The 21753-nt window shown below is 72.3% G+C and carries 17 protein-coding genes; 8 read left to right on the plus strand and 9 right to left on the minus strand.

Annotated features, from left to right (window positions below):
• Positions 1-82 precede the first annotated feature (82 nt).
• From AC4F3Q_RS09565 to rfbD, 3 genes are all read right to left on the minus strand, one after another.
• A complete protein-coding gene (locus tag AC4F3Q_RS09565; RefSeq protein ID WP_491039757.1) occupies positions 83-2110 on the minus strand; it encodes a TPM domain-containing protein in 2028 nt (675 codons plus the stop codon).
• Between the two features lie 112 nt (positions 2111-2222).
• Positions 2223-2837, minus strand: a complete 615-nt coding sequence (locus AC4F3Q_RS09570) for an arsenate reductase/protein-tyrosine-phosphatase family protein (protein ID WP_491039758.1) — start codon at positions 2835-2837, stop codon at positions 2223-2225.
• 46 nt (positions 2838-2883) lie between these two features.
• Complete coding sequence (gene rfbD, locus AC4F3Q_RS09575; RefSeq protein ID WP_491039759.1) at positions 2884-3756, minus strand: dTDP-4-dehydrorhamnose reductase; 873 nt, start codon at positions 3754-3756, stop codon at positions 2884-2886.
• Positions 3757-3902: 146 nt separating this feature from the next.
• Between rfbD and AC4F3Q_RS09580 the strand changes: the two genes are divergently transcribed.
• Both AC4F3Q_RS09580 and AC4F3Q_RS09585 read left to right on the plus strand, forming a co-directional pair.
• Positions 3903-4526 carry a dTDP-4-dehydrorhamnose 3,5-epimerase family protein gene (locus AC4F3Q_RS09580; RefSeq protein WP_491039760.1) on the plus strand — a complete coding sequence of 208 codons (624 nt, stop codon included), beginning with the start codon at positions 3903-3905 and terminating at the stop codon, positions 4524-4526.
• Between the two features lie 42 nt (positions 4527-4568).
• Complete coding sequence (locus AC4F3Q_RS09585) at positions 4569-6671, plus strand: acyltransferase family protein (RefSeq protein WP_491039761.1); 2103 nt, start codon at positions 4569-4571, stop codon at positions 6669-6671.
• Positions 6672-6729: 58 nt separating this feature from the next.
• On the opposite strand, the gene rfbB is transcribed toward AC4F3Q_RS09585, so the two are convergent.
• Positions 6730-7722: a dTDP-glucose 4,6-dehydratase gene (gene rfbB, locus AC4F3Q_RS09590; protein ID WP_168448288.1), complete on the minus strand. Its 993-nt coding sequence runs from the start codon at positions 7720-7722 to the stop codon at positions 6730-6732.
• 210 nt (positions 7723-7932) lie between these two features.
• On the opposite strand from rfbB, the gene AC4F3Q_RS09595 reads away from it, so the two are divergent.
• The 4 genes from AC4F3Q_RS09595 (at position 7933) to AC4F3Q_RS09610 (ending at position 13718) form a co-directional block, all read left to right on the plus strand.
• The gene (locus tag AC4F3Q_RS09595) at positions 7933-9054 is read left to right on the plus strand and encodes an acyltransferase family protein (RefSeq protein ID WP_491039762.1); all 1122 of its coding nucleotides are present in this window, start codon (positions 7933-7935) and stop codon (positions 9052-9054) included.
• Positions 9055-9236: 182 nt separating this feature from the next.
• Positions 9237-9617, plus strand: coding sequence for a cold-shock protein (locus tag AC4F3Q_RS09600; RefSeq protein WP_168448290.1), 381 nt, complete (start codon positions 9237-9239; stop codon positions 9615-9617).
• On the plus strand, positions 9614-10540 hold the full coding sequence (locus tag AC4F3Q_RS09605; protein ID WP_491039763.1) for a DUF3027 domain-containing protein: 927 nt from the start codon (positions 9614-9616) through the stop codon (positions 10538-10540). The genes AC4F3Q_RS09600 and AC4F3Q_RS09605 overlap by 4 nt, the downstream gene beginning before the upstream one ends.
• A 13-nt stretch (positions 10541-10553) precedes the next feature.
• Positions 10554-13718, plus strand: a complete 3165-nt coding sequence (locus AC4F3Q_RS09610) for a sacsin N-terminal ATP-binding-like domain-containing protein (RefSeq protein ID WP_491039764.1) — start codon at positions 10554-10556, stop codon at positions 13716-13718.
• Between the two features lie 72 nt (positions 13719-13790).
• Here AC4F3Q_RS09610 and AC4F3Q_RS09615 read toward each other — a convergent pair whose 3' ends face one another.
• Genes AC4F3Q_RS09615 through flgN form a run of 5 tightly spaced genes read right to left on the minus strand, consistent with a single transcriptional unit; the run spans position 13791 to position 18353 of the window.
• A complete protein-coding gene (locus AC4F3Q_RS09615; protein ID WP_491039765.1) occupies positions 13791-15035 on the minus strand; it encodes an EAL and HDOD domain-containing protein in 1245 nt (414 codons plus the stop codon).
• 36 nt (positions 15036-15071) lie between these two features.
• Entirely contained in the window at positions 15072-15518 is a 447-nt protein-coding gene (locus AC4F3Q_RS09620) for a flagellar assembly protein FliW (protein ID WP_491039766.1), read from the minus strand.
• A 14-nt stretch (positions 15519-15532) separates the two neighbouring features.
• Positions 15533-16429 carry a flagellar hook-associated protein FlgL gene (gene flgL / locus AC4F3Q_RS09625; protein ID WP_491039767.1) on the minus strand — a complete coding sequence of 299 codons (897 nt, stop codon included), beginning with the start codon at positions 16427-16429 and terminating at the stop codon, positions 15533-15535.
• Positions 16426-17856, minus strand: coding sequence for a flagellar hook-associated protein FlgK (gene flgK, locus AC4F3Q_RS09630; protein WP_491039768.1), 1431 nt, complete (start codon positions 17854-17856; stop codon positions 16426-16428). The genes flgL and flgK overlap by 4 nt, the downstream gene beginning before the upstream one ends.
• Before the next feature lie 14 nt (positions 17857-17870).
• The gene (flgN, locus tag AC4F3Q_RS09635) at positions 17871-18353 is read right to left on the minus strand and encodes a flagellar export chaperone FlgN (protein WP_491039769.1); all 483 of its coding nucleotides are present in this window, start codon (positions 18351-18353) and stop codon (positions 17871-17873) included.
• 536 nt (positions 18354-18889) lie between these two features.
• Between flgN and AC4F3Q_RS09640 the strand changes: the two genes are divergently transcribed.
• A complete protein-coding gene (locus AC4F3Q_RS09640; protein ID WP_168448297.1) occupies positions 18890-19789 on the plus strand; it encodes a sigma-70 family RNA polymerase sigma factor in 900 nt (299 codons plus the stop codon).
• A 226-nt stretch (positions 19790-20015) separates the two neighbouring features.
• Complete coding sequence (locus AC4F3Q_RS09645; protein ID WP_491039770.1) at positions 20016-21566, plus strand: glycosyltransferase family 2 protein; 1551 nt, start codon at positions 20016-20018, stop codon at positions 21564-21566.
• Positions 21567-21753: the final 187 nt, after the last annotated feature.

Below are 21753 nucleotides of genomic sequence, written 5' to 3' on the forward strand. Positions count from 1 at the left end.
CGCCTTCCTGATACGGGATGCTGCCGGTCTGTGCCTGGTTGGTCTGTGGGGCCGGGGCCCGGGTGGATGCTCGCGCGCGTCGTCAGAAGCGGCCGCCGCCTCCGCTGAAGCCGCCGCCACCGCCGCCTCCGAAGCCGCCGCCTCCGAAGCCGCCGCCCCCGAAGCCGCCACCGCCGCGGTGCCCGCCCCCGAGGATCTCGCCGAGGATGATGCCGCCCAGGAGGAGGCCGGCGTTGTTGTTGCCACCGCCTCCGAACGGGGTGTTCTGGTTGTTCTGCCAGCGGTCGACGTCCTGGCGGGCCATCGTCTGTGCTTGCGTCGCGAGCTGCTGGGCGAGCTGCGCGGCCGCGAGGGCCTGCACCGGGTCCGAGGGGCGCAGCTGGTGTGCGTTGCCCAGGTGGCGGATCGCCTCGGAGAGTCGCGTGCGAGCCTCCGGCCCGACAGCGCCGCGTCGCGTCTCGATGAACTGGTTCGTCGCGCGGATCTGCGAGTCGACCTGCCCGAAGAGCGAGTCCAGGAGGGCCTCGGCGCGACGGCGCTGCTCGTCCGCCTCCCGGTAGGTCGCCAGGACCTCGTCGATGTGCGCCTCGGCGCGGGTGAGCTCGGCGAGCGCGGCGAGCGGGTCGCCGCCTGACTGCGCGGAACGTCCCAGCGCCACGGCGTCGCGTGCACGCTCGACGGCCGAGCCCACCGCGGCGTCCTCCGGGGCGAGACGCGCGGCGTCGTCGAGGTCGGAGCTGATCGACGCGAGGGCCGCCTGGAGGCGCGGGCCAGCGCTCGCAAGGTCGTCGCCAGCCTGCTCGACGGCGTCGAGCAGGGCGGCGGCCTGGCCGATCGCCTGCTGCGCGCTGCGGGCGCGGACGACCGCCGTGGGCCGGTCGTCGCGAGCGAGGTCGCCGCGGGCGTTCGTGACGGACTCGGCAGCGCCCGCGAGGAGCGCCTCGACCTGGGCCGGGTTGGTGCTGATCGAGGCGAGCGTTGTCGCTGGGTACCGGCGACCGAGCTCGTCGAGCGCCGCACGTGCCGTCGTCAGCCGCGCCCGGACCTCGTCGCCCCGCTGGTCGAGCTCGTCGAGCAGCTGCGGAGCGCGCGCCTGCATGTCGCGCAGCTCCTCGAACTCTGACGTCTGCGCGTCGAGCGTCGTGGCGACCGTGCCGCAGAGGTTGATGATGTCGACGAGCATCGTGCGCTTGACGTTCTCGGGCTCCGGGATCTCGTCGTCGAGCTGCTGCTGGATCGCGAACGCACGCTGCGCCGTCGTGCGAGCCTCGGTGAGCGCCGCGGAGAACTTGTCGGTCGCCTGGAGCCCGAACTGCGCCTGTGCGAACGCGAGCTCCTGCTCGGACGTCTTGACGGCGTCGTCCACCTGGACCAGTGCCGCGCCTGCGCGGCGCGCGAGCTCCTCCGTCGGCAGCGCGTCGAGCCCCTCGAGCCGGGGGGCGGACTTCTTGGACCGCACGACCGCCCAGACCACGATCCCGATGAGGGCGACGATGAAGAGGAACACCACGACGCCGAGGAAGCCGCCGGAGCTGGAGCCGTTGACGGCGTCCGCGGTGGCCTCGGCGAAAGCGACCGCGGCGCCCGACCAGTCATCGTCACCGAGCGGGCCGGCCACGGCCTTCTGGATCGCCGAGACGTCGGACTGGTCGAGCGGACCGTCGTTGGCGCGGCCCACGCCGTAGCTGCGTTCCTCGACCGCGACCGCGAAGACGGCGTTCTGCGCGCCCATGTTGGACTCGCTCATGGTCGCGGCGGCCCACTCCTCGCCACTGAGCCCGTCGAACTCGTCCGTGAAGACGACGAACGCCACGATGTCCGCCTCCTCGGCGAGCGTGTCGAGCGCGTCCTCGATCTTCGCCTCGTCGGCCACCGAGAGTACGTCCGCATTGTCCGTGACGCGATCCTGCAAGTTGACGGGCGGCTCGGCGGGGATTGCCGTAGCAGTCGCAGCCGGTAGTCCGAGGAGCATCGTCAGGAGGGCGAGCAGACCGGCGGTGGTCGCCGCCGCCAGCCGGCGCGCACGTCCGTGCCGCGCAGGCGCAGCGATGCGGCCGGTCCGCGAGGGCGCGGCGTGGTGGGAGTCGGGAGTCAAACTCGTCGTCGTCACCCCTCGATCATCGGGGTCGAGCGCGCAGGACGCAAAGAAAACGCAAAGCCACGGTGCACGCTCAGAGCGAAACCGCTCGCCCCCACGGTCGCACGCGCGGCGTCAGGGCACGTCAGCGATGCGCTGGCTCGGTGGCCGACGACGGCGTCAGGACTGCAGCGATCGCCTCGACCGCAGGCGTGAGCTCCGCCCAGGAACGTGCGTAGAGGGCGTCGTCCCCGCGGTACGGGTCGATCACGTCGTCCTCGGCTGCCCGCTCGGCGGGAAGGACCGCGCCAGGCGCCGTCCGGCTGGCCTGCGCACGCGCGATCAGCTCGACGACGCGTTCCGCAGGGTCGGCGGGCAGACCCCCGAGGTCGGCGAGAGCGAGCAGCCGCGCGAGCTCGCGCAGCGTGAACGTGCGCCGCAGCGCCGCCGGCTCGAGGCGCACGACCGCCGAGCGGTGCTTCCGCGTGAGCGCGAGCACGAGCGAGGCGTCACGGACCAGCTCACGGGTCAGCTGTTGGGCGACGAAGCCCCGCGTCGCGATCCCTGCTCCGTCGAGGAGGGTGGCCATCGGGGGGCTCACCGGCGCCCCGACGACCGCACCGACACCAGCGCTCGCCACGTCGACGTGCGCCCCCAGACGGTCACGGAGCAGCAGCTCGACGGCAGGGGAGCGACAGATGTTGCCCGTGCACACGGCGAGAACGCCGGCGCGGCCCGGGCCGGAGGTGGACATGTCCATGGTCTGTCTCACGTGACGGCAGGTCCGGCGGCGCAGCCAGCCCGGCTCAGGCGCCGAGCACCGCCGCTGCGAAGCCGTCCGACGCGCACGCCGCCGCCCAGCGCTCACGCCAGTCGCCGATGGGCGCGACGCCCACGCGCTCGAGCTCGTCGTGGCCGAGCACGGAGTACGACGGTCGCGGCGCAGGGCGCACGAACGCATCCGACGTCGTGCGGCCGACGATCGCCGGGTCCAGACCGGCCGACCCGACCGCAGCCTGAGCGAAGTCGAACCAGGAAGCGACGCCGCCGGACGTCGCGTGGAACGTCCCGCCAGGCACGTCCGCGGCGACGAGCCGCCAGACGAGGTCCGCGACGTCGCCCGTCCACGTCGGTTGGCCGACCTGGTCGGTCACGACGCTCACGGCGCCGCGCTCGCGGGCGACCTTCACGATCGTGCGCGGGAAGCTGCCGCCGCCCGCCCCGTACAGCCACGCGGTGCGCAGCACGAGGTGCCGCCCCGCGGGGTCCTCGGCGCGCACCGCCCACTCGCCGGCTGCCTTCGTCCGTCCGTACGCCGAGCGTGGGGCGATCGGGGCGTCGGCGGCGTACGGCGTCGTCGCCTCGCCGTCGAACACGTAGTCGGTCGAGATCTGCACGAGGCGCGCTCCTGCCGCGGTCGCTGCCCGGGCGAGGTTGGCGGGGCCGACGGCGTTCGCCCCGAATGCAGCGCCCTCCTGCGTCTCGGCGTCGTCCACCGCGGTCCACGCCGCGCAGTTCACGACGACGTCGAAGCCCTCGACGGCTGACGTGCACGCGGCGGCGTCGGTGATGTCCAGGTCAGCCTGCGTGCTCACCGAGACATCCTGGTCTGCGGCGCGCAGCCTCGCGACGACGTCCTGCCCGAGCATGCCCGCTCCACCCACGACCAACCAGCGCACGTTCCACCTCTGTCCTCGATGATGATTGCGACCATTGTGCCCCGCGGCGCGGAGCGCGCCCAGCGGGCGGCGGCGGGGCGGCCGATAGGGTGACCCGGTACCGCCCAGCCGGCGCAGTGCCGGCCGACGACCGAGGAGAGACCCCGATGGAGTACCGCGAGCTGAGCATCCCTGGCGCGTGGGAGATCACGCCGAAGCAGTTCGGCGATCCGCGCGGCGTGTTCCTCGAGTGGTTCAAGGACGCGCCGTTCGCGCAGGCGACCGGGCACTCGCTCGACCTCCGGCAGGCCAACATGTCGGTGTCCGCGGCAGGTGTCCTGCGCGGTATCCACTTTGCGGACGTCCCGCCCGGGCAGGCCAAGTACGTGACGTGCCCGAAGGGTGCGGTGCTCGACGTCGTCGTCGACATCCGCGCCGGGTCGCCGACGTTCGGGCAGTGGGACAGCGTGCTGCTCGACGACACCGACCGTCGCGCGATCTACCTCTCGGAGGGTCTGGGGCACGCGTTCCTCTCGCTCGAGGACGACTCGACCGTCGTGTACCTCTGCTCGACCGGGTACAACCCGGGCCACGAGCACGGCATCCACCCGCTCGACCCAGAGGTCGGCATCGACTGGCCGACGGTCGCGCGGGACGGCTCACCACTGACCTACCAGCTCTCGGACAAGGACACGGCGGCGCCGAGCCTGGCCGAGGCCCGGGAGTCGGGTCTCCTGCCGACCTCCGAGGCGGTCGCGGCGTTCCTCGGAGGACTGCGCTCGCGCAGCTGACGTCGGCAGGACCACGTCCTCGTCTGCCTCTACCCTTGGACCGTGGATACCCCTGTCAGCACGATCGAACGAACCCGAGAGACGCGAGAACGGCGGATCCACCCGACCAGCTTTCGCCCTGACATCCAGGCGCTGCGCGCCGTAGCCGTCGGTGGCGTGCTCCTCTACCACCTGTGGCCCAACCGCCTCACCGGCGGCTACGTCGGCGTCGACGTGTTCTTCGTGATCAGCGGGTTCCTGATCGCGGAGCACCTCGTGCGGGAGATCGAGCAGACCGGAAGCGTCCGGCTCGGCGCGTTCTGGGCCCGCCGCGCCAAGCGGCTCCTGCCGGCCGCGCTCCTGACGATCGTGGTGACCGCCGGGGCGACCCTGCTGTGGGCGCCGCGCGCACTCTGGGAGCAGTTCTACGGTGAGATGATCGCTGCCACGCTCTACGTGCAGAACTGGAAGCTCGCTGGGGACGCTGTCGACTACCTCGCCGCAGACAACTCGCCCTCACCCGTTCAGCACTACTGGACGCTCTCGGCGGAAGAGCAGTTCTACGTCGCCCTGCCGATCATCCTTCTGCTCGCCCTCCTCGTCTCGCGACGCATGCGCACCGAGTTTCACCGCACCGCGGTGACCTTCGTCACCGTCGTGCTGGTGTCCTCGCTCGTGTGGTGCGTGGTGCAGACCGGCTCAGCGCCCGGGACGGCCTACTTCTCGACGCTGACGCGGGCGTGGGAGTTCCTCGCCGGCGTGCTCCTCGCGCTGCTCGTGTCGCGGTTCCGGCCGCGAGGCCGGACTGCGACCGTCGGTGCCGCCGCTGGACTGCTCCTCGTCCTGGCCGCGTTCGTCGCGTTCGACGACCAGACCACGTTCCCCGGGGCGATCGTCGCCGTGCCCGTGGTCGGGTCGCTCCTGATGATCGCTTTCGGCAGGACGACGTTCCTCGAGCGCGCCGGGGCGTTCGCACCGGTCGCGCACGTCGGGCGCGTCTCCTTCTCTATCTACCTGTGGCACTTCCCGCTGATCGTGCTGCTGCCTCACGTCACGGGGCACCCGCTGACGACCGTGGACAAGATCGCCATCGCGCTCGCGTCGCTCGCGCTCGCGACCGCGTCGACGCTGTGGATCGAGGACAAGGTGCGCTTCTCGCCACGCCTGCTCGGGACGCGTCGACCCGCCACCGTCGGGATCGTGTCCCTCGCGATGATGTCCCTCGCGCTGGTCGCGACGGCGTTGCCCCTGCAGGCGGCGCGAGAGACGTCGGCACGGCAGGCCGAGCTCGCCGCCGAGCTGCTCGCCGACCTCCCCGACTGCTTCGGCGCGGCCACCATGGTCGAGGGCTCGGACTGTGCCGAGCTCGTGCACAGCGATGCGTACGTGAGCTCGTCGTCGCTCGCGGGCAAGGACGCGAACCGTGCCGAGTGCTGGACGACCGGCGGTGAGATGACCCTGCGGTCCTGCACGCTCGGGCCGCAGACCGGCTACACGAAGCACCTGATCGCCGTCGGCGACTCGCACAACAACGCGCTGATCGACACCTACGAGGCGATCGCGTTCCAGAAGGGATGGAGGATCGACGTCGCGGGGCGGCGCGGCTGCTACTGGACCGACGCCCACCCGGTCCACCCGTCGGACGCGATCCGCGAGGAGTGCGCCTTCTGGCGAGGCGAGCTGGCCCAGCTGATCGACAGCCTGGGACCGATCGACGGGATCGTGACCACGCACGCACGCTCGAACGGGCGGGTCGTCGCCGAGGCGGGGCGGACCTTCGAGCAGACCGTCGTCGAGGCGCAGGTGAGCGCGTGGGGACGCCGGGCGCACCCCGAGGTCCCGATCATCGCGCTCGTCGACAACCCCCACCTCCCGAAGAGCGCGATCGACTGCGTGACGTCCGGAACGCCGTCGCCTGCGACGGCGTGCGCGGTGCCGCGGAAGAAGGCACTCGCCGACACCGACGGGCTTGCCGAGGCCGCGGCCATCGACCCGAACGCCCGGACTGTCGACCTGACGGACCTGTTCTGCACCGCGAGAGTCTGCTCGCCCGTGATCGGCGGGGCGCTCGTCTACTCGGACGGCAACCACCTGACGGACACGTACGCGCGCAGCCTCAGCCCCTATCTGGCGGAAGGCATCGAGCGCGCGCTGGCGGAGGGGTAGCGACGACGCCCCCCGCCGGGCGTGGAGCACCAGACGGAGGGCGTCGTGATGACGGCTGCTACTGGCCTGCGGCCGCGTACTTCGCCTCCGTCGCGGCCTTCGCCGCTCGCCACCAGGGCTCGTTGTCGCGGTACCACGCGACGGTGTCGCGCAGGCCGTCCTCGAAGCTCGTGAAGCGCGGCTCCCAGCCGAGCTCCTCGCGCAGCTTCGTCGAGTCGATCGCGTAGCGCAGGTCGTGGCCGGGGCGGTCCTTGACGTGCTCGAAGTCGTCGGGCGCGAACCCGAACTCCTGCAGGATGAGCTGCACGACCTCGAGGTTGTTCTTCTCGCCGTCAGCCCCGATGAGGTAGGTCTCGCCGATGCGGCCCTTGTCGATGATCGCCCACACGGCCGAGTTGTGGTCCTCGACGTGGATCCAGTCGCGCACGTTCTCACCGTTGCCGTACAGCCGGGGCTTGACGCCGTCGATCAGGTTGGTGATCTGCCGCGGTATGAACTTCTCGACGTGCTGGTACGGGCCGTAGTTGTTCGAGCAGTTCGAGAGCGTCGCCTCGATGCCGAACGAGCGCGCCCAGGCGCGCACGAGCAGGTCGGACGACGCCTTGGTCGAGGAGTACGGGCTCGACGGGTTGTACGGGGTCGACGCCGTGAACTTGGCCGGGTCGTCGAGCTCGAGGTCGCCGTAGACCTCGTCTGTCGAGATGTGGTGGTAGCGCACGCCGTGCTTGCGCACGGCCTCGAGCAGCGAGAACGTGCCGACGACGTTCGTCTGCACGAAAGGCCACGGGTCGTTGAGCGAGTTGTCGTTGTGCGACTCGGCGGCGAAGTGCACGACGAGGTCGGACTCGGCGACGAGCGAGTCGACGAGCTCGAGGTTCGCGATGTCGCCCTCGACGAGCCGGACGCGCTCGAGGCCCTCGATCGACGACGCGTTGCCCGCGTACGTGAGCGCGTCGAGGACCGTCACGTCGGCGTCGGGGCGCTCACGGACTGTCTGCCGGACGAAGTTCGCGCCGATGAAGCCGGCTCCGCCGGTGACGAGGATGCGCACGTGTTGACTCCTTGTGTCACGGGCCCGGACGAGCCCAACCGTCTGGCCTGAGACACGCAGCCAGCCCGTCGAGGCTACCAACGACACGTGCGCCCGCGCTGCGACCCGTGACGGGCGGCACCGGGTGCCGGGGTGAAGATCGCGCAGGCGCGAGTGAGGCGCGGAGTGAGACTCGTCGCGGCGGCAGGCATCGGTGGTTGGCTCGACCACATGACCTCGACGCGCGTCCCACCGTCTGCGACCGTGACGAAGCCGGAGCGGCTCGCATGGCCTGACGTGATGCGTGCCGCGTGCGTGTGCCTGGTCGTGGTGTTCCACGTCGAGCTGTGGGTCGGGGAGACGACAGGCCTGCCGGTGGTGGGAGACACGAGCCGCTGGTGGGACCTGGCGCACGGGATCATGGACCGCTTCCTCATGCCTGGCCTCTTCCTGCTGTCGGGGATGCTCGTCTCGCGCAGGCTCCTGACGGCGGGGCGTACGCGGATCGACGCGACGAGCGTGCGCCGCGCGGTCTCGTCGTACTACCTGTACGTGGTGTGGCTCGCCGTGTACTGGGCGGTGTTCGCAGCCGCTGTGGCGGTGCGTCCGTCGACGACGGGCTACCCGCACGCGTTCACGTCGGCCGCGGACGCGGTGCAGCAGCTCGTCGCCCCGGCGACGTCACTCTGGTACCTGTTCGCGCTCGCCTGCTATGCCCTGGTGATGATCGTGATCGTGCGCCTTCACGTGCCTGCTCTGGTCGTGATCCTCGCCGCGGGCGCGCTCGCGGTCCTCATCCGCGGCTGGGACGTGTGGGCGGCCGAGCGGATCGGGTTCAACTTCGTGTTCTTCGTCGTCGGTGTGTACCTCGCGCCGCACGCGGCGGCGTTCGCGCGCCTGCGCTGGTGGTGGCTGTTCCCGGCGGCCGGGGCGTTCGTGCTCGTCACGGTCGCGGGGACGCTCGCGGACCTCACGTCGTCGGTGTTCGCGGTCGTCGCGCGCCTCGCCACGGTGCCGATCGTGGTCGTGGTGTGCGTGCTCGCGTCGCGGGTGGCGCCGCTCGCGCGGCTCGGCGCCTTCGTCGGGCAGCGGACGCTGTCCGTGTACGTGCTGCACCCGCTCCTGCTCGTCCCGTTGTGGTGGTGGGCGACGGGGGACCACGCGAGCGCGGTCGCCTTCACGAGCAACCCTGCGGGGCTCGCGCTCCTCCTGTACGGAGGCGGGGCGGTCGTCGTCGCGCTCGCGCTGCTCGTCGAGGCGGCGCTGCGCCGCCTCGGGGCGAACGCGCTGTTCGCGCTCCCCGCGGCCGTTCTCCCGTCCCGGGTGCGAGAGGTCGACGCCGTCCGCCGCTGAGCTGACGGCGTCGCCGGGGAGGGCGGGGCTGCGCCCGCACCTGCGCTCGACGACCGCGGTGCGGCCGCGCACGTCCACCCTGGTGCGCCCGCGCACGCGGCTGGACCCGGCCCGGTATCCTGGACACGCATGCCCGATGTCGGCGCCGCGCGCCGGATCCCTACGAACATCCCGAGGTTCACGTGCCCACCGGCAAGGTTAAGTGGTTCGACACTGAACGAGGTTTCGGTTTCATCGCGTCCGACGACGGCGACGAGGTCTTCCTGCACGCCTCCGCGCTGCCCGAGGGCGTGTCGCCCAAGCCCGGCGCGAAGGTCGAGTTCTCCGTCGCCGACGGCCGCCGCGGCCCGCAGGCGCTCGCGGTGACTCTCACCGACCCGGTGCCGTCGGTCGCCAAGGCTGCGCGCAAGCCGGCGGAGGACATGGCGGTCATCGTCGAGGACCTCATCAAGGTCCTGGACAAGGTCGGCAACGACCTGCGTCGTGGCCGCTACCCCGAGAAGGCGAGCGGCACGAAGGTCGCAGGAGCCCTGCGGATCGTCGCCGACAGTCTCGAGGCATGAGCGTGATGGCCACGGCCGTCGCCAAGTCGTCCCGCGCCCGCACGGACGCCGTCCTGTCCGGCGCCGTCGACCTCGCGCGTGCTGCTGCCGAGGAGGTCGCGGACCGGGCGGAGCACGTCGGCGCGCACGAGGGGGCGACCATCGTGTCGGAGCGCCTCGTCGAGCACCGTTTCGCGTGCACGATGCCGGGCTACCGCGGCTGGTCGTGGACCGTGACGCTCGCGCGCGTGCCGCGCGGCCGCAGCGCGACGGTGTGCGAGGTCGAGCTGCTGCCGGGGGTCGACGCGATCCTCGCGCCGGAGTGGCTGCCGTGGTCCGAGCGTCTGCGTCCGGGGGACATCGGACCGGGCGACGTCTTGCCGTTCCGCGCGGACGACCCGCGCCTCGAGCCCGGCTTTGTCCCGACCGGTGACGACGAGGTCGACGAGGTCGCGATCGGCGAGCTTGCGCTCGCTCGGGCTCGCGTCCTCTCCCACGACGGGATCGAGGAGGCGGCGCAGCGCTGGTACGACGGCGCAGCGGGCCCGCGCAGCCCGCACGCGGTCGCCGCGTCCGCGGACTGCCAGACGTGCGGGTTCCTGGTGCCGCTCCAGGGCGAGCTCGGGCAGATCTTCGGCGTGTGCACCAACCCGTGGTCGCAGGACGACGGTCGCGTCGTCGCGTTCGACCACGGTTGCGGCGCGCACTCCGAGACCGACGTCCCCGCTCACGCCGCCGACTGGCCCGAGCCGGCACCGATCATCGACGAGATGAGCCTCGAGGTCGTCGACGTCGCTCCGCGCGCGACGGTCGCGGCCGCCACCGAGCCGCAGCCCGACGGTGTGCGCGCTGACGAGACGCTGGTCGACGCCGTGGCTCAGGACGAGGCCACGCCCGCCGAGGTCGACGCGGCTGCGGCTGAGGACGTACCGGCCGGCGAGTGATCGCAGCGCCGCGATGAGCCCGCACGCGCACGACCCGGCGGACCCCTTCGGGACCGCGCGCCTGCGTGCTGCGACGCTCGCCGCGTGGCTCGCCTCGCCCGACCGCTTCCGCGAGGACGCGAACACCGAGGAGGACCACGGACGCGGCTACTACCGCGACCGCGTCGTCACCGAGCTGCTCCAAAACGCGGCCGACGCCGCGCAGTCGCCGTCCGCCTCCCTGGCTCCGGCTGGCCGGGTGCTCCTGCGGCTCGACCCGCAGGCGCGGGTCTTCGAGGTCTGCAACACCGGGGCGCCGCTGACCGCCGACGGGGTCCGGGCCCTCGCCTCGATGCGCGCATCGACCAAGTCCGCGCCCTCCGCGGCCGAGGGCCGCCTCGAGGGTTCACCCGCCTCGAGGCCGGGTCCGGTCGCGTCGGTCGGACGGTTCGGCGTCGGCTTCGCCGCGGTGCGCTCGGTCGCCGACGAGATCGAGGTCGTCACGACGGACGCCTCGGGTGGCTCGGCCGGGGTGCTGTTCTCGACCGTCCAGACGGCCCAGGTGCTCGCGGACGCTGCCGCCGGGACGAGCGACGCCGGCGACGAGCGTCGCCGCGCCCTCGCGGCTGCCGTCGCCGCACGCCACGGCTCGCTGCCGGTGCTGCGGCTCCCGTTCGTCAGCCCTCCTCACGACGGGGTCGCCGCCGAGGCCGCGGCCCTCGAGGGCGGCTGGACGACCGTCGTCCGGCTCGTGCTCCGTGACGACGACGCCGTCGCGTCCGTCCGGTCCCAGCTCGACGCGCTCGACCCTGTCACGCTCCTCGCGCTCCCGGCCCTCCACGACGTCCGGGTCGAGGACGGAGCGACGGATCGGACGATCGAGCCGCCGCACGACTGGGACGTCGTCACGGTCACGGGCGAGCACGACCCCGCCGACCTCGCCGACCGACCCGTCGAGGAGCAGAGCCGAACCTCGTGGGCCGTGACGTGGGCGCTCCCGCCCGGCGCCCGTGCGGGCGACGGCGGCCTGGCGCCCGGTACGGACGGCTCCCGCGCGACGGGCGGGCTGGGCCGCGTGCACGCGCCGACACCGACCGACGAGCCGTGCACGCTCCCGGCGGTCCTCGTCGCGTCGCTCCCGCTCGACCCGACCCGTCGGCACGTCGCCCCCGGGCTCGCTACGGACGCGGTGCTGCGCGCGGCGGGGGAGGCGTACGCGCGTCTCGCCGAGCGGGTCGCACGGCGCGGCGGTGACGCGCTCGGTCTCGTGCCGACCGCGCTGCCCGCGGGTGCGGTCGACGCGGCACTGCACGAGCACGCGCTCGAGGCGCTCCGGTCAGCGCTCGTGCTTCCCGTCCCCGCCACGGGAGACACGGCCGCACGGCTGGTCGCGCCAGGGGACGCCGTCATGCTCACCGACGGTGACGCCGCGGACGATCCCGCGCTCGTCGCTGCGCTCGCGCGGCACGTCGACGGGCTCGTGCACGTGCCGCGTGCACGTCGTGCCGCGGCACGCCGGGCGGGTGCCCGGTACCGCACGCTGACGGACGTCGTCGACGAGGTGCCGTTCGCGGACGGCCCGCTGCTGCGCGCGCTGCGGCCGCACGCTCGAGGCCGCGACGTGGAGGCGTTCGCCGGGCTGCGTGTCGCGCTCCTGGGCGGCGCGGTCGCCCCCGGACCGCGCGACGTGCTCCTCCCGCCTGACAGTCCTGCGGACGACGGGCGGCTCACCGACGCGCTGCGCCTCCTCGGCGCGAGCGTCGCCGACCCCGGGCACGCGCCAGCGGACGTGCACGACGTGCTCGAGCGGCTGGGCGTCGTCGTCGCGTCTCCTCGCGTCCTCCTCGACGGCGCTGCGGCGCGCGCAGCGGTCGCGACGCTCGACGACGCCCTCGACGAGGCGGCCGACCCGCAGGACCTCACCGCGAAGGAGACGGGGCTCGTCGAGGCGCTCCTGACGATCGTGGGCGCCGTCGCGGACGTCGACGGCGACGCGCGGTTCGCGCACCTCGACGGGCTGCCGCTCGAGAACGAGGACGGCGAGCTCATGGCCGCCCGCGACCTGTCGCTGCCCGGCTCGGTCGCCGAGGACCTGTTCGATGGCCTCGTGCCGGTCGCTGCGCACGTCGTCGAGCGTCACGGCGCGGCCCCGCTCGTCGCCGTCGGCGTGCGTGCGGACGTCGTCGTGCGGACGGTGCCCGACGTCGTCGCGACGCTCGACGCCGACCTGGCCGACGACGAGGGGCCGGACCGCTGGGGCGACTACCTCGCCGTGCTCGCGCACGCTCTCGGCGACGGGCAGGAGGTGGGCGACGTCGCCGTCGTCGCCGACCTCGACGCGGTCGCCGACGACCGCTGGGGCCGCCTCCTCGAACGCGTCGCAGGCGACCGCGACGCGCGCGCCGCGCTGCTCGTGGGCCCGGGAGCGCTGCCGAGCTACACGGCGTGGTGGCTGCGCGAGCGGCACGGGGGACCGTGGTCCCGTGGCGAGCGTGCCGCGGGTGCGTCGCTCCTCCCGAGCGTCCCCGACGCCCTCGCGGACGCGCAGGTGGACGACGCCGTGTGGCGCACGCTCGGCGCGGTCGACGGTGCCGGGGACCTCGCCGCGCTCGACGTCACCGCGTGGGCCCGCGTGCTCGAGGACCTCCCGGAAGCCGGGGCGGCAGTGCCGGCGGACGAGGCGACGGCGCTGTGGAAGGCGCTGGCCGACGTCGCGCAGCTCGGCGAGGAGCCGCCCGAGCGCGTCGTCGCCGCCGTGCCGGTGGCGGACGGCGCGGGCTCGCGCCCCACGGACGCGTCCCTCAGGATCCGCGCGGTCGTCGTGGATGCTGCTGACGTCGTCGTGGGAGACGACCCCGCCTGGGCTCAGGTGCGCGCCGTCGTGCCGGGCGGTCCGGACGTCGCCGACCTGCTCGATGCCCCGTTCGTCGACGAGCTGCCTGAACCGGCGGTCCACGCCGAGGGGGCGCACCCTGGGCAGCCCGTCGCGGGACTGCCCGGCTGGACGCGCTGCGACAGGATCACCGTCGATGGCGTCGACGTCGCGTGGTGGCCTGGAGACCCCGTGCTCGCGCGCGACGAGGCGGGCGCCGCGCGCGGTCTCGCTCTGGCCGCAGGCGACTGGGCGGACCGGCACCGCATCGAGGCGGTCCTGCGGGCAGCCGAACCGGAGACGCTCGCGCTCGAGGCCGGCTGGTAGAGCAGGCCCGGGGACGACGAACGCGCGGCGCCACCGGTCGTGGCCCGCGCGTTCGTGGGATGGTCGTGCGTGCTAGTTGTTGGCCGTCGCGAGAACGGTCGACAACGCCCACGGGATCGCCTCGAGGTAGGCGAGCGCGACAGCCTCGGGGGACAGGCCGGCGAGCGCGACCCCGTCAGGGTCGTGGTGCTCGTGCGCGATGACCGCCTGGAGGATCCGACCGAGCGGGCCCTCGTGCAGGATGAGCGCTGCCGACGCCTCGCGCGAGACGCGCGTGCGCTCGGCGAGCGCACGCGGCGGGATGCCGGTCTCGTTCGCGAGCGCGGACAGCAGACCCACCGTGTACGCGGCGTCGTCGCCTCCGGCCAGCTCGCGGCACGCAGCGCCGCGGGCGATGAGCAGCCACAGGTTGTCGATGTTCTTGACGGTCGACGAGATCAGCGAGGCCATGACGAGGCCCGTGATCTTGGTCGCGCCGAGCAGGACGATCGCCTGCTGCAGCGAGTCGACGCGGTTCGGCAGGCCCTCGGTCGAGGCGTTGACGAGGTGGAGCAGACGCATGACCATCTCGGGGTCCGTGCCCAGGACGGTCGCGATCTTGGACGGCTCGACGTCGTCCTCCGCGAGCAGGCGCACGGCCTCGAGGCACGCGAGCTCGTTCGGCGAGAGCTGACGCTCCGTCTCGTGCTGCTGCGCGCCGTAGCGCGCGTCCATGACGAGCTGTGCGCCCGTCGGCCAGGCCGAGCCCTGGAGCCCGCCCGGAAGACCCTCGGCGATGACCTTCACGCCGGCCGCAGACGCGCGCGCGACGAGATCCGCGTGGTCGAGGACGTCCGACCCGAACGAGACCTGGACGTGGCTCGCGAACGGGAGCAGCTCGTCCTGCCGCTCCCCGCCGCGGTAGTCGCTGAGGACGGTGAGCACGCCCTCGTTGCGCAGCCGGCGCATGTGCTCCTCCGCGCTGGGAGCCTTCAGGAGCTCCGGCGGGATCACGAGGCCCAGGACACCGTCGTGGGAGGGCAGCCTGACGCTCCCGTCGAGGAGGTTCATGGTGCCGGGCACGAGCAGGGGGCGTGTGTAGGCGAGCTTGTCGAGGTCGAGCTGGTGCAGCGCAATCTCGAGCTTCTCCTCGTCCCCGGCGCGAGTCTTCGTCGGGTCGACGACCGCGAGGCAGTAGCCCCACACCAGACCGTCCGCCGCGATGAGCGGCATGCGGTTGAAGAACACGGCTGGCTCGTCTTCGAGGATCTGCGACTCGAGCTGCCTGAGGGCAGCACTGAGGCTGTCTTCGCTGGTGGGGTTCTCTGAGTAGGCCACAAGGTCTCCGTGGTCAGGCGTAGGAGTGGGCGAGGGTCAGGCCGCGTGCAGTGTCGCGCGCAGGGGCCAGGAGCCGTCGTCGAGGACGACCTGGAGCGCGTTGCCCGTCGTCGTGTCGATCACGACCGGTGCGAGCAGGTTCGCGGTGGTGTCCTGGGGCGCGGCGCCAGGGTTGAGCACGACGAGGACCGCGAGGTTCTCGGGCGTGGTGGGTGCTCCCGGCGCGCCGAGCGCGGCGAGGGTCTCGTCGCTGATCGTCGGCTGGTAGTCGGGGAAGTAGACGCCGGGGTGGATGAGGAACAGCCGCGGAGCGACTCCGCCCGCGAACGAGGCGTCCGCGCCCTTCGCGGTGAGCGAGAACAGGGCGCCCTCGGCGCTCAGCGAGCGCAGCGAGAAGTCGTGGAGGCCGTCGAGGCCGGGAGGGGCGACGACGAACGTGATCGAGCTCGGCTCGGTCTCGGCCTGCACCACGGGGTCTGCCATGCTCAGCGCTCCCATCATCGGATGAAGTCCAGCAGCGTCGGCTGCAGGACCCGGCTCGTGGCACCGAGCGCCGCCTTGTAGGCGACCTCCTGGGCCTGGAGGTTGACGAGCGTCTCGGCGAGGTCGACGTCCTCGACCGCGGAGATGTCCGCCTTCACGGCGAGCTTCTTGCTCGAGTTCGCCTGGAGCTGGGCCTCGATCTGGTTGGTGCGAGCACCGATCGTCGCCGTCTCCTGGAGGATCGCGTCGTGGTGCGCGTCGATCTCGTCGATGTAGCCAGACACGTCTGCTCCTGCCCGAAGGTCTGCCGCGAGGCGGTCGAGCGTCGCGAACACCGAGGTGGCGCCGGTACCGAACACGGCACCACCGTTCCCGTCGACGCGAACCGTGACGTCCTCGGCGATGCGGCGCTCGACGGTGCCCGCGCTGCCGTTGTAGGTGTACGTCCCGGTGAGGGGGTCGCGCTCGAAGGCGGCGGAGGCGTCAGAGGTGCCGGCGAAGACGGCGCGACCGAGGTAGGTCGTGTTCGCCTGCCCGAGGAGCGCGTCGCGTGCTGCCTCGATCTCCTGGGCGATGGCCTCGCGCGACTGCGCGTTCATCGTGCCGGAGTTGGAGCCCTGGATGGCGAGCGTGCGGGCGCGGGTGAGCTGCGTCGACGCGGTGGTCAGCGCGGTGTCGACCGTGTTGAGCCAGGCGGCGCCGTCGCTCGCGTTGCGGTCGTACTGGCTCAGCGCGCGGCTCTCGGAGCGCAGGCGCAGGGCCTGGGCCGTGCCGGCCGGGTCGTCCGAGGGCTTCTCGATGCGGCGCAGGCTCGACGCCTGGCCCTGCAGCTTGGACATCGCGCGCAGGTTCGTCTGGATGTTCTCCAGCGACGTGCGCTGCGTCATCTGGTGCGTGATGCGCGTGATCATCGGCCGACGACCCCCGTCCGGTTGATGAGCGTGTCGAGCATCTCGTCGACCGTCGTCATGACGCGCGCGGCGCCCTGGTAGGCCCGCTGGAAGGCCAGCATGTTGATGGTCTCCTCGTCGATGTCGACGCTCGTCTGGGCGAGCTGGATCTGCTCGGCGGTCGAGCGAGCGTTCTCGGCGACCGTCGCGGAGCGGACGGCGGACTGCGTGTTCACGCCGAGGTCGACGACGAAGCGCTGCCAGTCACGGTCGGGGCTGTCGACGGCGGTGCCGATCTGCGCGATGCGGTCGGCGATCGAGCCGTCGAACGCGCCGTTGCCGGGTGCCGCCGCAGCGATGGTGCGGTAGTCGGTCGACGCGAGCGTGAGCGCGATCGACGGCGGGACGGCCGGGTCGGTACCGAGCGTGTAGAAGGCGCCTCCGGGGGCGCCCGTCGTCGTGACGCCGGTCGAGTGGATGGCGTTGACCTTGGTCGCGAGCGACGTGGCGAGGGAGTCGTAGGCGCGCGCCGCCTCGGCGAGCATGCCGCCCGTGCCGCCAGCGTTCGCCGGGGCGAGCGCCGAGACCATGCCGGCGAGCGTGCCGCCGTCGAGGGAGACGGGACCGGCAGAGTCACGGTCCCAGGCGAGGAGCGGGACGTCGGACGCGGCGCCCGTCATCTTGGTCGCACCCTCGAGGTGCAGGCCGTACGCACGGTCGCCCGACACGACGGGGTTGCCGCCGATGGAGACGGTCACGGTGCCGTCGTCCATCGGGCGGGCGGTCGCGCCGGTCAGCTCGGACATGCGCAGGATCAGCATGTCCCGCTTGTCCATGAGCTCGTTGGCGTTGCCGCCCGAGACGGTGACGGAGCGGATCGAGCTGTTGAGCTCAGCGATGCCGTTCGCGGTCGTGTTGACCTCGGTGACGAGGGCGCTGACCTGGGTGCGCATCTCGGTCCACTGCGTGTCGACGGCCTGGTAGCCGGCGCGGATCGCGTCGGAGAGCATGGTCGCCGCCTCGAGCACGACCTGGGCGGGCGCGGCCTCGCCGGGGTTGTTGGAGAGGTCCTGCCAGGACGCCCAGAACTGGGCGAGCTGTGCGCCGACGCCCTTGTCCGACGGCTCGGTGATCGTGGACTCGAGGCGCGTGAGCGAGTCGGCGCGGGCCAGCAGGTCGGAGGCGAGCGACGTCGAGGAGCGGACGCGGGCGTCCGCGAAGATGTCGCCGAGCCGGGAGACGCCGGTGACGGTGACGCCCTGGCCTACGGGGAGGCCGGAGGAGAAGCGCGAGGCGGAGGCGATGGCGGAGACGGACGCGGTCTCCGCTCGCTGGCGCGTGTAGCCGACGGTGTTGACGTTGGCGACGTTCTGGCCGGCGACGTCGAGCGCGGCGCGCTGGGTCGTCAGGGCGCTCAGGGCCGTGGACAGGGTCGAGAAGGAGGTCATCGCGGGCTTTTCTCCTAGAGCGTCTCGTCGAGCAGGGACGCGGAGCCGGTGGCCTGACCGGCGTGGCCGGTGGCGTCGTACGTCTGCACAGCCTCGGTGACCGCCATGAGAGTTTCCTGGGCGGCCCGGTGCGAGGCGGTGAGTAGGGTGCGGTTGTCCGCCGCGAGGCTCTCGATCTGACCGGTGAGGTCGATGAATGCGTCGCGGTGCTCACGCAGGAGGCCGTCCCACGGCGCGGGGGCGGCCTCGGCGAGCTGGGCGAGGGTGGAGCCGGGGGCGAGGCCGAGCTGTGCAGCGACCGCGTCGGACTCGACGGCGTGGCCGAGCTCGGTGGTGCGGATCTGCTCGAGGACGCGCTCGACCTCGTCGGTGGCGTGCGCGAGCCAGCGGCTGCGACCGCTCGTGAGCAGGAGCTGCTCGACCTCGAGCTTGAACAGCAGCAGCTCGAGCAGCTGCCGCTCGCGCCACAGCATGGCGGACAGGCTCTGCATTCCCATGGCGCTCCTCGGGGTTCTCTGTCGGAGGCTGCGTGCGCTCCGGGGGTCAACTGTGATCATCGGGCAACAGGCAGGGGGGATGAGTGTTTTGCTGGCGCGATTCACCCGGCTGCCCAGGTGGCGCGGTCCGTGGCGCTGCGCCCGGCACGCCACAGGGCCGGGGTTGTCCGAGTTTGACCAGGTCAAACGATTCGATCGCCGGTTTGCGGGGCTTCGCGCGGGTGTATCTGGCGCGGTTGTGGTGTCTCCACGATGCGCGCGGTGTGAGGTGGTGCACAAGTTCGGGTGACTCGAAACGTTTCAATCGGGCTGAACAACCTGGGTGGTACCACCCATGTGCACGCGAACAAGTTCCGGCCCGATTGAGAATGTGACGTGCGTCACAGTGATTAGTTCAGTGGCTAGACAATTGGGTGCTCTGACCTGGGCAGATGGAGGGGATGCGTCCGTTTGTGGCGAGTGTGTGGACGACTCATGCCTCAGAACGACTTAACACGGGATGGATCGTGAGGTTGTTCGCATGATGAGACTTGCCCATGGCAGTCAACGACAACCGCAACGCCCTGGTGGAGGAGCACCTTCCACTCATCGGGTACCACGTCAACGAGATGATGGCTCGTGTCCCGCGTCACGTCGCTCGCGACGACCTCGCGTCGGCCGGCGCGCTCGCCCTCGTCCGCGCCGCCGAGGGGTACGACCCTGCGACCGGCGTCCCCTTCAACCGCTACGCGGCCATCCGCATCCGCGGCGCGCTCGTCGACGAGCTCCGCTCGATGGACTGGGCCTCCCGTGGCGCACGCACCAAGGTCCGCCGCCTCGCGGCAGTGACCGACGAGCTCACCGCGACGCTCGGCCGGGCGCCGTCCCGTGAGCAGCTCGCCGAGGCCCTGGGCGTCGACGTCGCCGAGGTCGACCAGGTCCGCGACGACGCCTCCCGCCGCGTGCTCAGCATCGACGGCTACGACAACGCGATCGCCGACATCCTCCCCGACCGCGCTCCCGACCCCGAGGAAGCAGCGCTCAACGCCGAGCGCCTCACCTACCTCCACGCCGCGGTCGAGGCGCTCCCCGAGCGTCTGCGCGCCGTCGTGCGCGGCATCTTCTTCGAGGACCGCGCCGTCACCGAGATCGCCGCCACGCTCGGCGTCACGCAGTCGCGTGTCAGCCAGCTGCGCAGCGAGGCGATGTCCCTCCTCAAGGACGGCATGAACGTCCACCTCGACCCCGAGCTTGTCGAGACGCCGGCCAACCCCGCCGGTGTCGCGCACCGTCGCCGCGAGGCCTACTTCTCCGCGGTGCGCGAGCACGTCGAGTCCGTGGACGTCGCCGCGACCGCCCGCGCGGCCGCGACCGCCCTCTCCGGCACGATCGGCGCCGCCGCACAGCTCGGCGCCGCCGACGGTGTCCCCGCAGCACGCTTCGCCGCTCTCGCCTGAGAGCACCTCGAACCCCCGACGACGACGCCCGGCCCTCCCTGACTGCCATCAGGGGCCGGGCGTCGTCGTGTCCGGAGCGCCTCCGGGTGCCCGGCCTCCGCCGCCCGGACCCGCACCGGGGCCGACAGCGGCGGTCCGGCCGCTCAGCATCGGCACGGAACGGACGATAGGGATGGCTGACGGGCACGCGCGGACGCCCGGAAGAGCCTCAGGACCAGGAGACGACGTGCAGAAGAACGCCCGGACCACCGTCAGCGTGGTGATGATCGTCAAGGACGAGGAGGCGGTCCTCGCCAAGAGCCTCGAGTCGACGACGTGGGCAGACCAGGTCGTCGTGTACGACACCGGCTCGACCGACGCGACGCGCGAGATCGCGGCCCGCTACTCCGACACCGTCGTCGAGGGCTACTGGGACGACGACTTCGCCGGGGCCCGCAACCGCGCCCAGGCGCACGCGACCGGCGACTGGATCCTCGTGCTCGACGCCGACGAGGTGTTCCTCGGCGACGCCAAGCTCCTGCGCAAGCGTCTGGACCGTGGCCCCGAGGACACGTTCCTCCTGCGCGTCGAGGGCGAGGACGACGGCGTCGTCGTCCCGCTCACGAACCACTTCAGCGACACGGTCATCACCGGCGTGCGCATCTTCCGCCGCGGTACGCGCCAGTGGCAGGGCAAGCTGCACGAGCAGCCCGTGCAGACGGGCACGAGCACCGGCTCCGCGCTCCTCCACACCTGCGCGATCCGGCACTCCGGGTACACCGCCGAAGCTGTCCTCGCGCACGACAAGGGCGCGCGAAACCTGCGGATCGCGCAGCGCAACCTCGAGAACGTCGAGGCTTCGGGCACTCCCGCCGAGATCGCCGCAGCCAAGGTCCACGTCGCCCGGTCGCTCGTGCTCGCCGACGAACCCACCGAGGCGCTGCGCTATGCGGAGCAGATCCTCCCGGACCTCGCTGACCGTCGGCAGCGCTGGCTGCTCGGCTTCGGCATGAGCGCCGTGGCCGTCAACTCCGGCACCGAGGAGCAGGTCCGCCTGTGGCTCACCGAGTGGGAGCAGCACGACGAGTCGCCCGTCTTCGCGCAGGCCCTGCGCGCCCGCTACGAGATGAGCCGCGGCAACGCCGAGGCGGCGCTCGAGCAGCTCGAGAAGATCCCGTCGACCACCGTGACCAGCCAGGGGCAGCGCCTCGACCGGCTCGACCTCGCCCCGGTCGAGGTCGCCGCGCTCGCGAAGCTCGGTCGACGCCGACCGGCGCAGCTCCTCGCGCGCCGGGCCGTCGAGCGGGACATCGCCCCGGGCGCGCCGGCCATCCTGGTCGAGTGCTTCACCGAGGAGCAGCTCTCGGGGATCCTCGCCAAGGCGTCCCCACGACTGTGGCGCGAGCTAGTCCAGGCGTGCGTGCTCGGTGCGCACCACGCCGCGGTGCGCGAGTTCCTCGGCGTCATGTACCGGACCCGGCCGGGCGACGTCACCGTGCTGTCCGCGGCGAGCATGCTCGCCCCGGTGATCGATCTCGAGGACGCCGCCTACTGGTCGGCCGAGCTGCGCCGCCACGGCGCCGAGGAGCAGTGCCTCCTCGTCGTGCTCGCGCAGGACACCGTGCGCTCTGCCCGTGACCGCGCGGTCGCGGCAGCGCTCGCGATCAGCGCGTACGGCGACGAGCGTGCTGTCCCCGCGCTCGAGGACGCGCTCGCGCTCGTCGCTCCCGAGGACGAGGCCGCCTTGCTCGCCGAGCTCGACATCGTCGCGCCCGGGCTCGTCGGCACGAACGCCTGACCTGCGGGCAGCCGCGCCCCGGACGGCACGACGAGAACCCTCGCGGAACTCTTCAATCGGGCACGGCCTGACCGATGTGCTGGATGTCGGCCCATGGACGGGCCGGTGTCTCGGGCCACGTCAAGGAGGAGAACATCATGGCTCTCTCGGTCAACACGAACATCGCGGCGCTCAACTCGTACCGCAA

Source organism: Flavimobilis sp. BM9, from assembly GCF_058313055.1.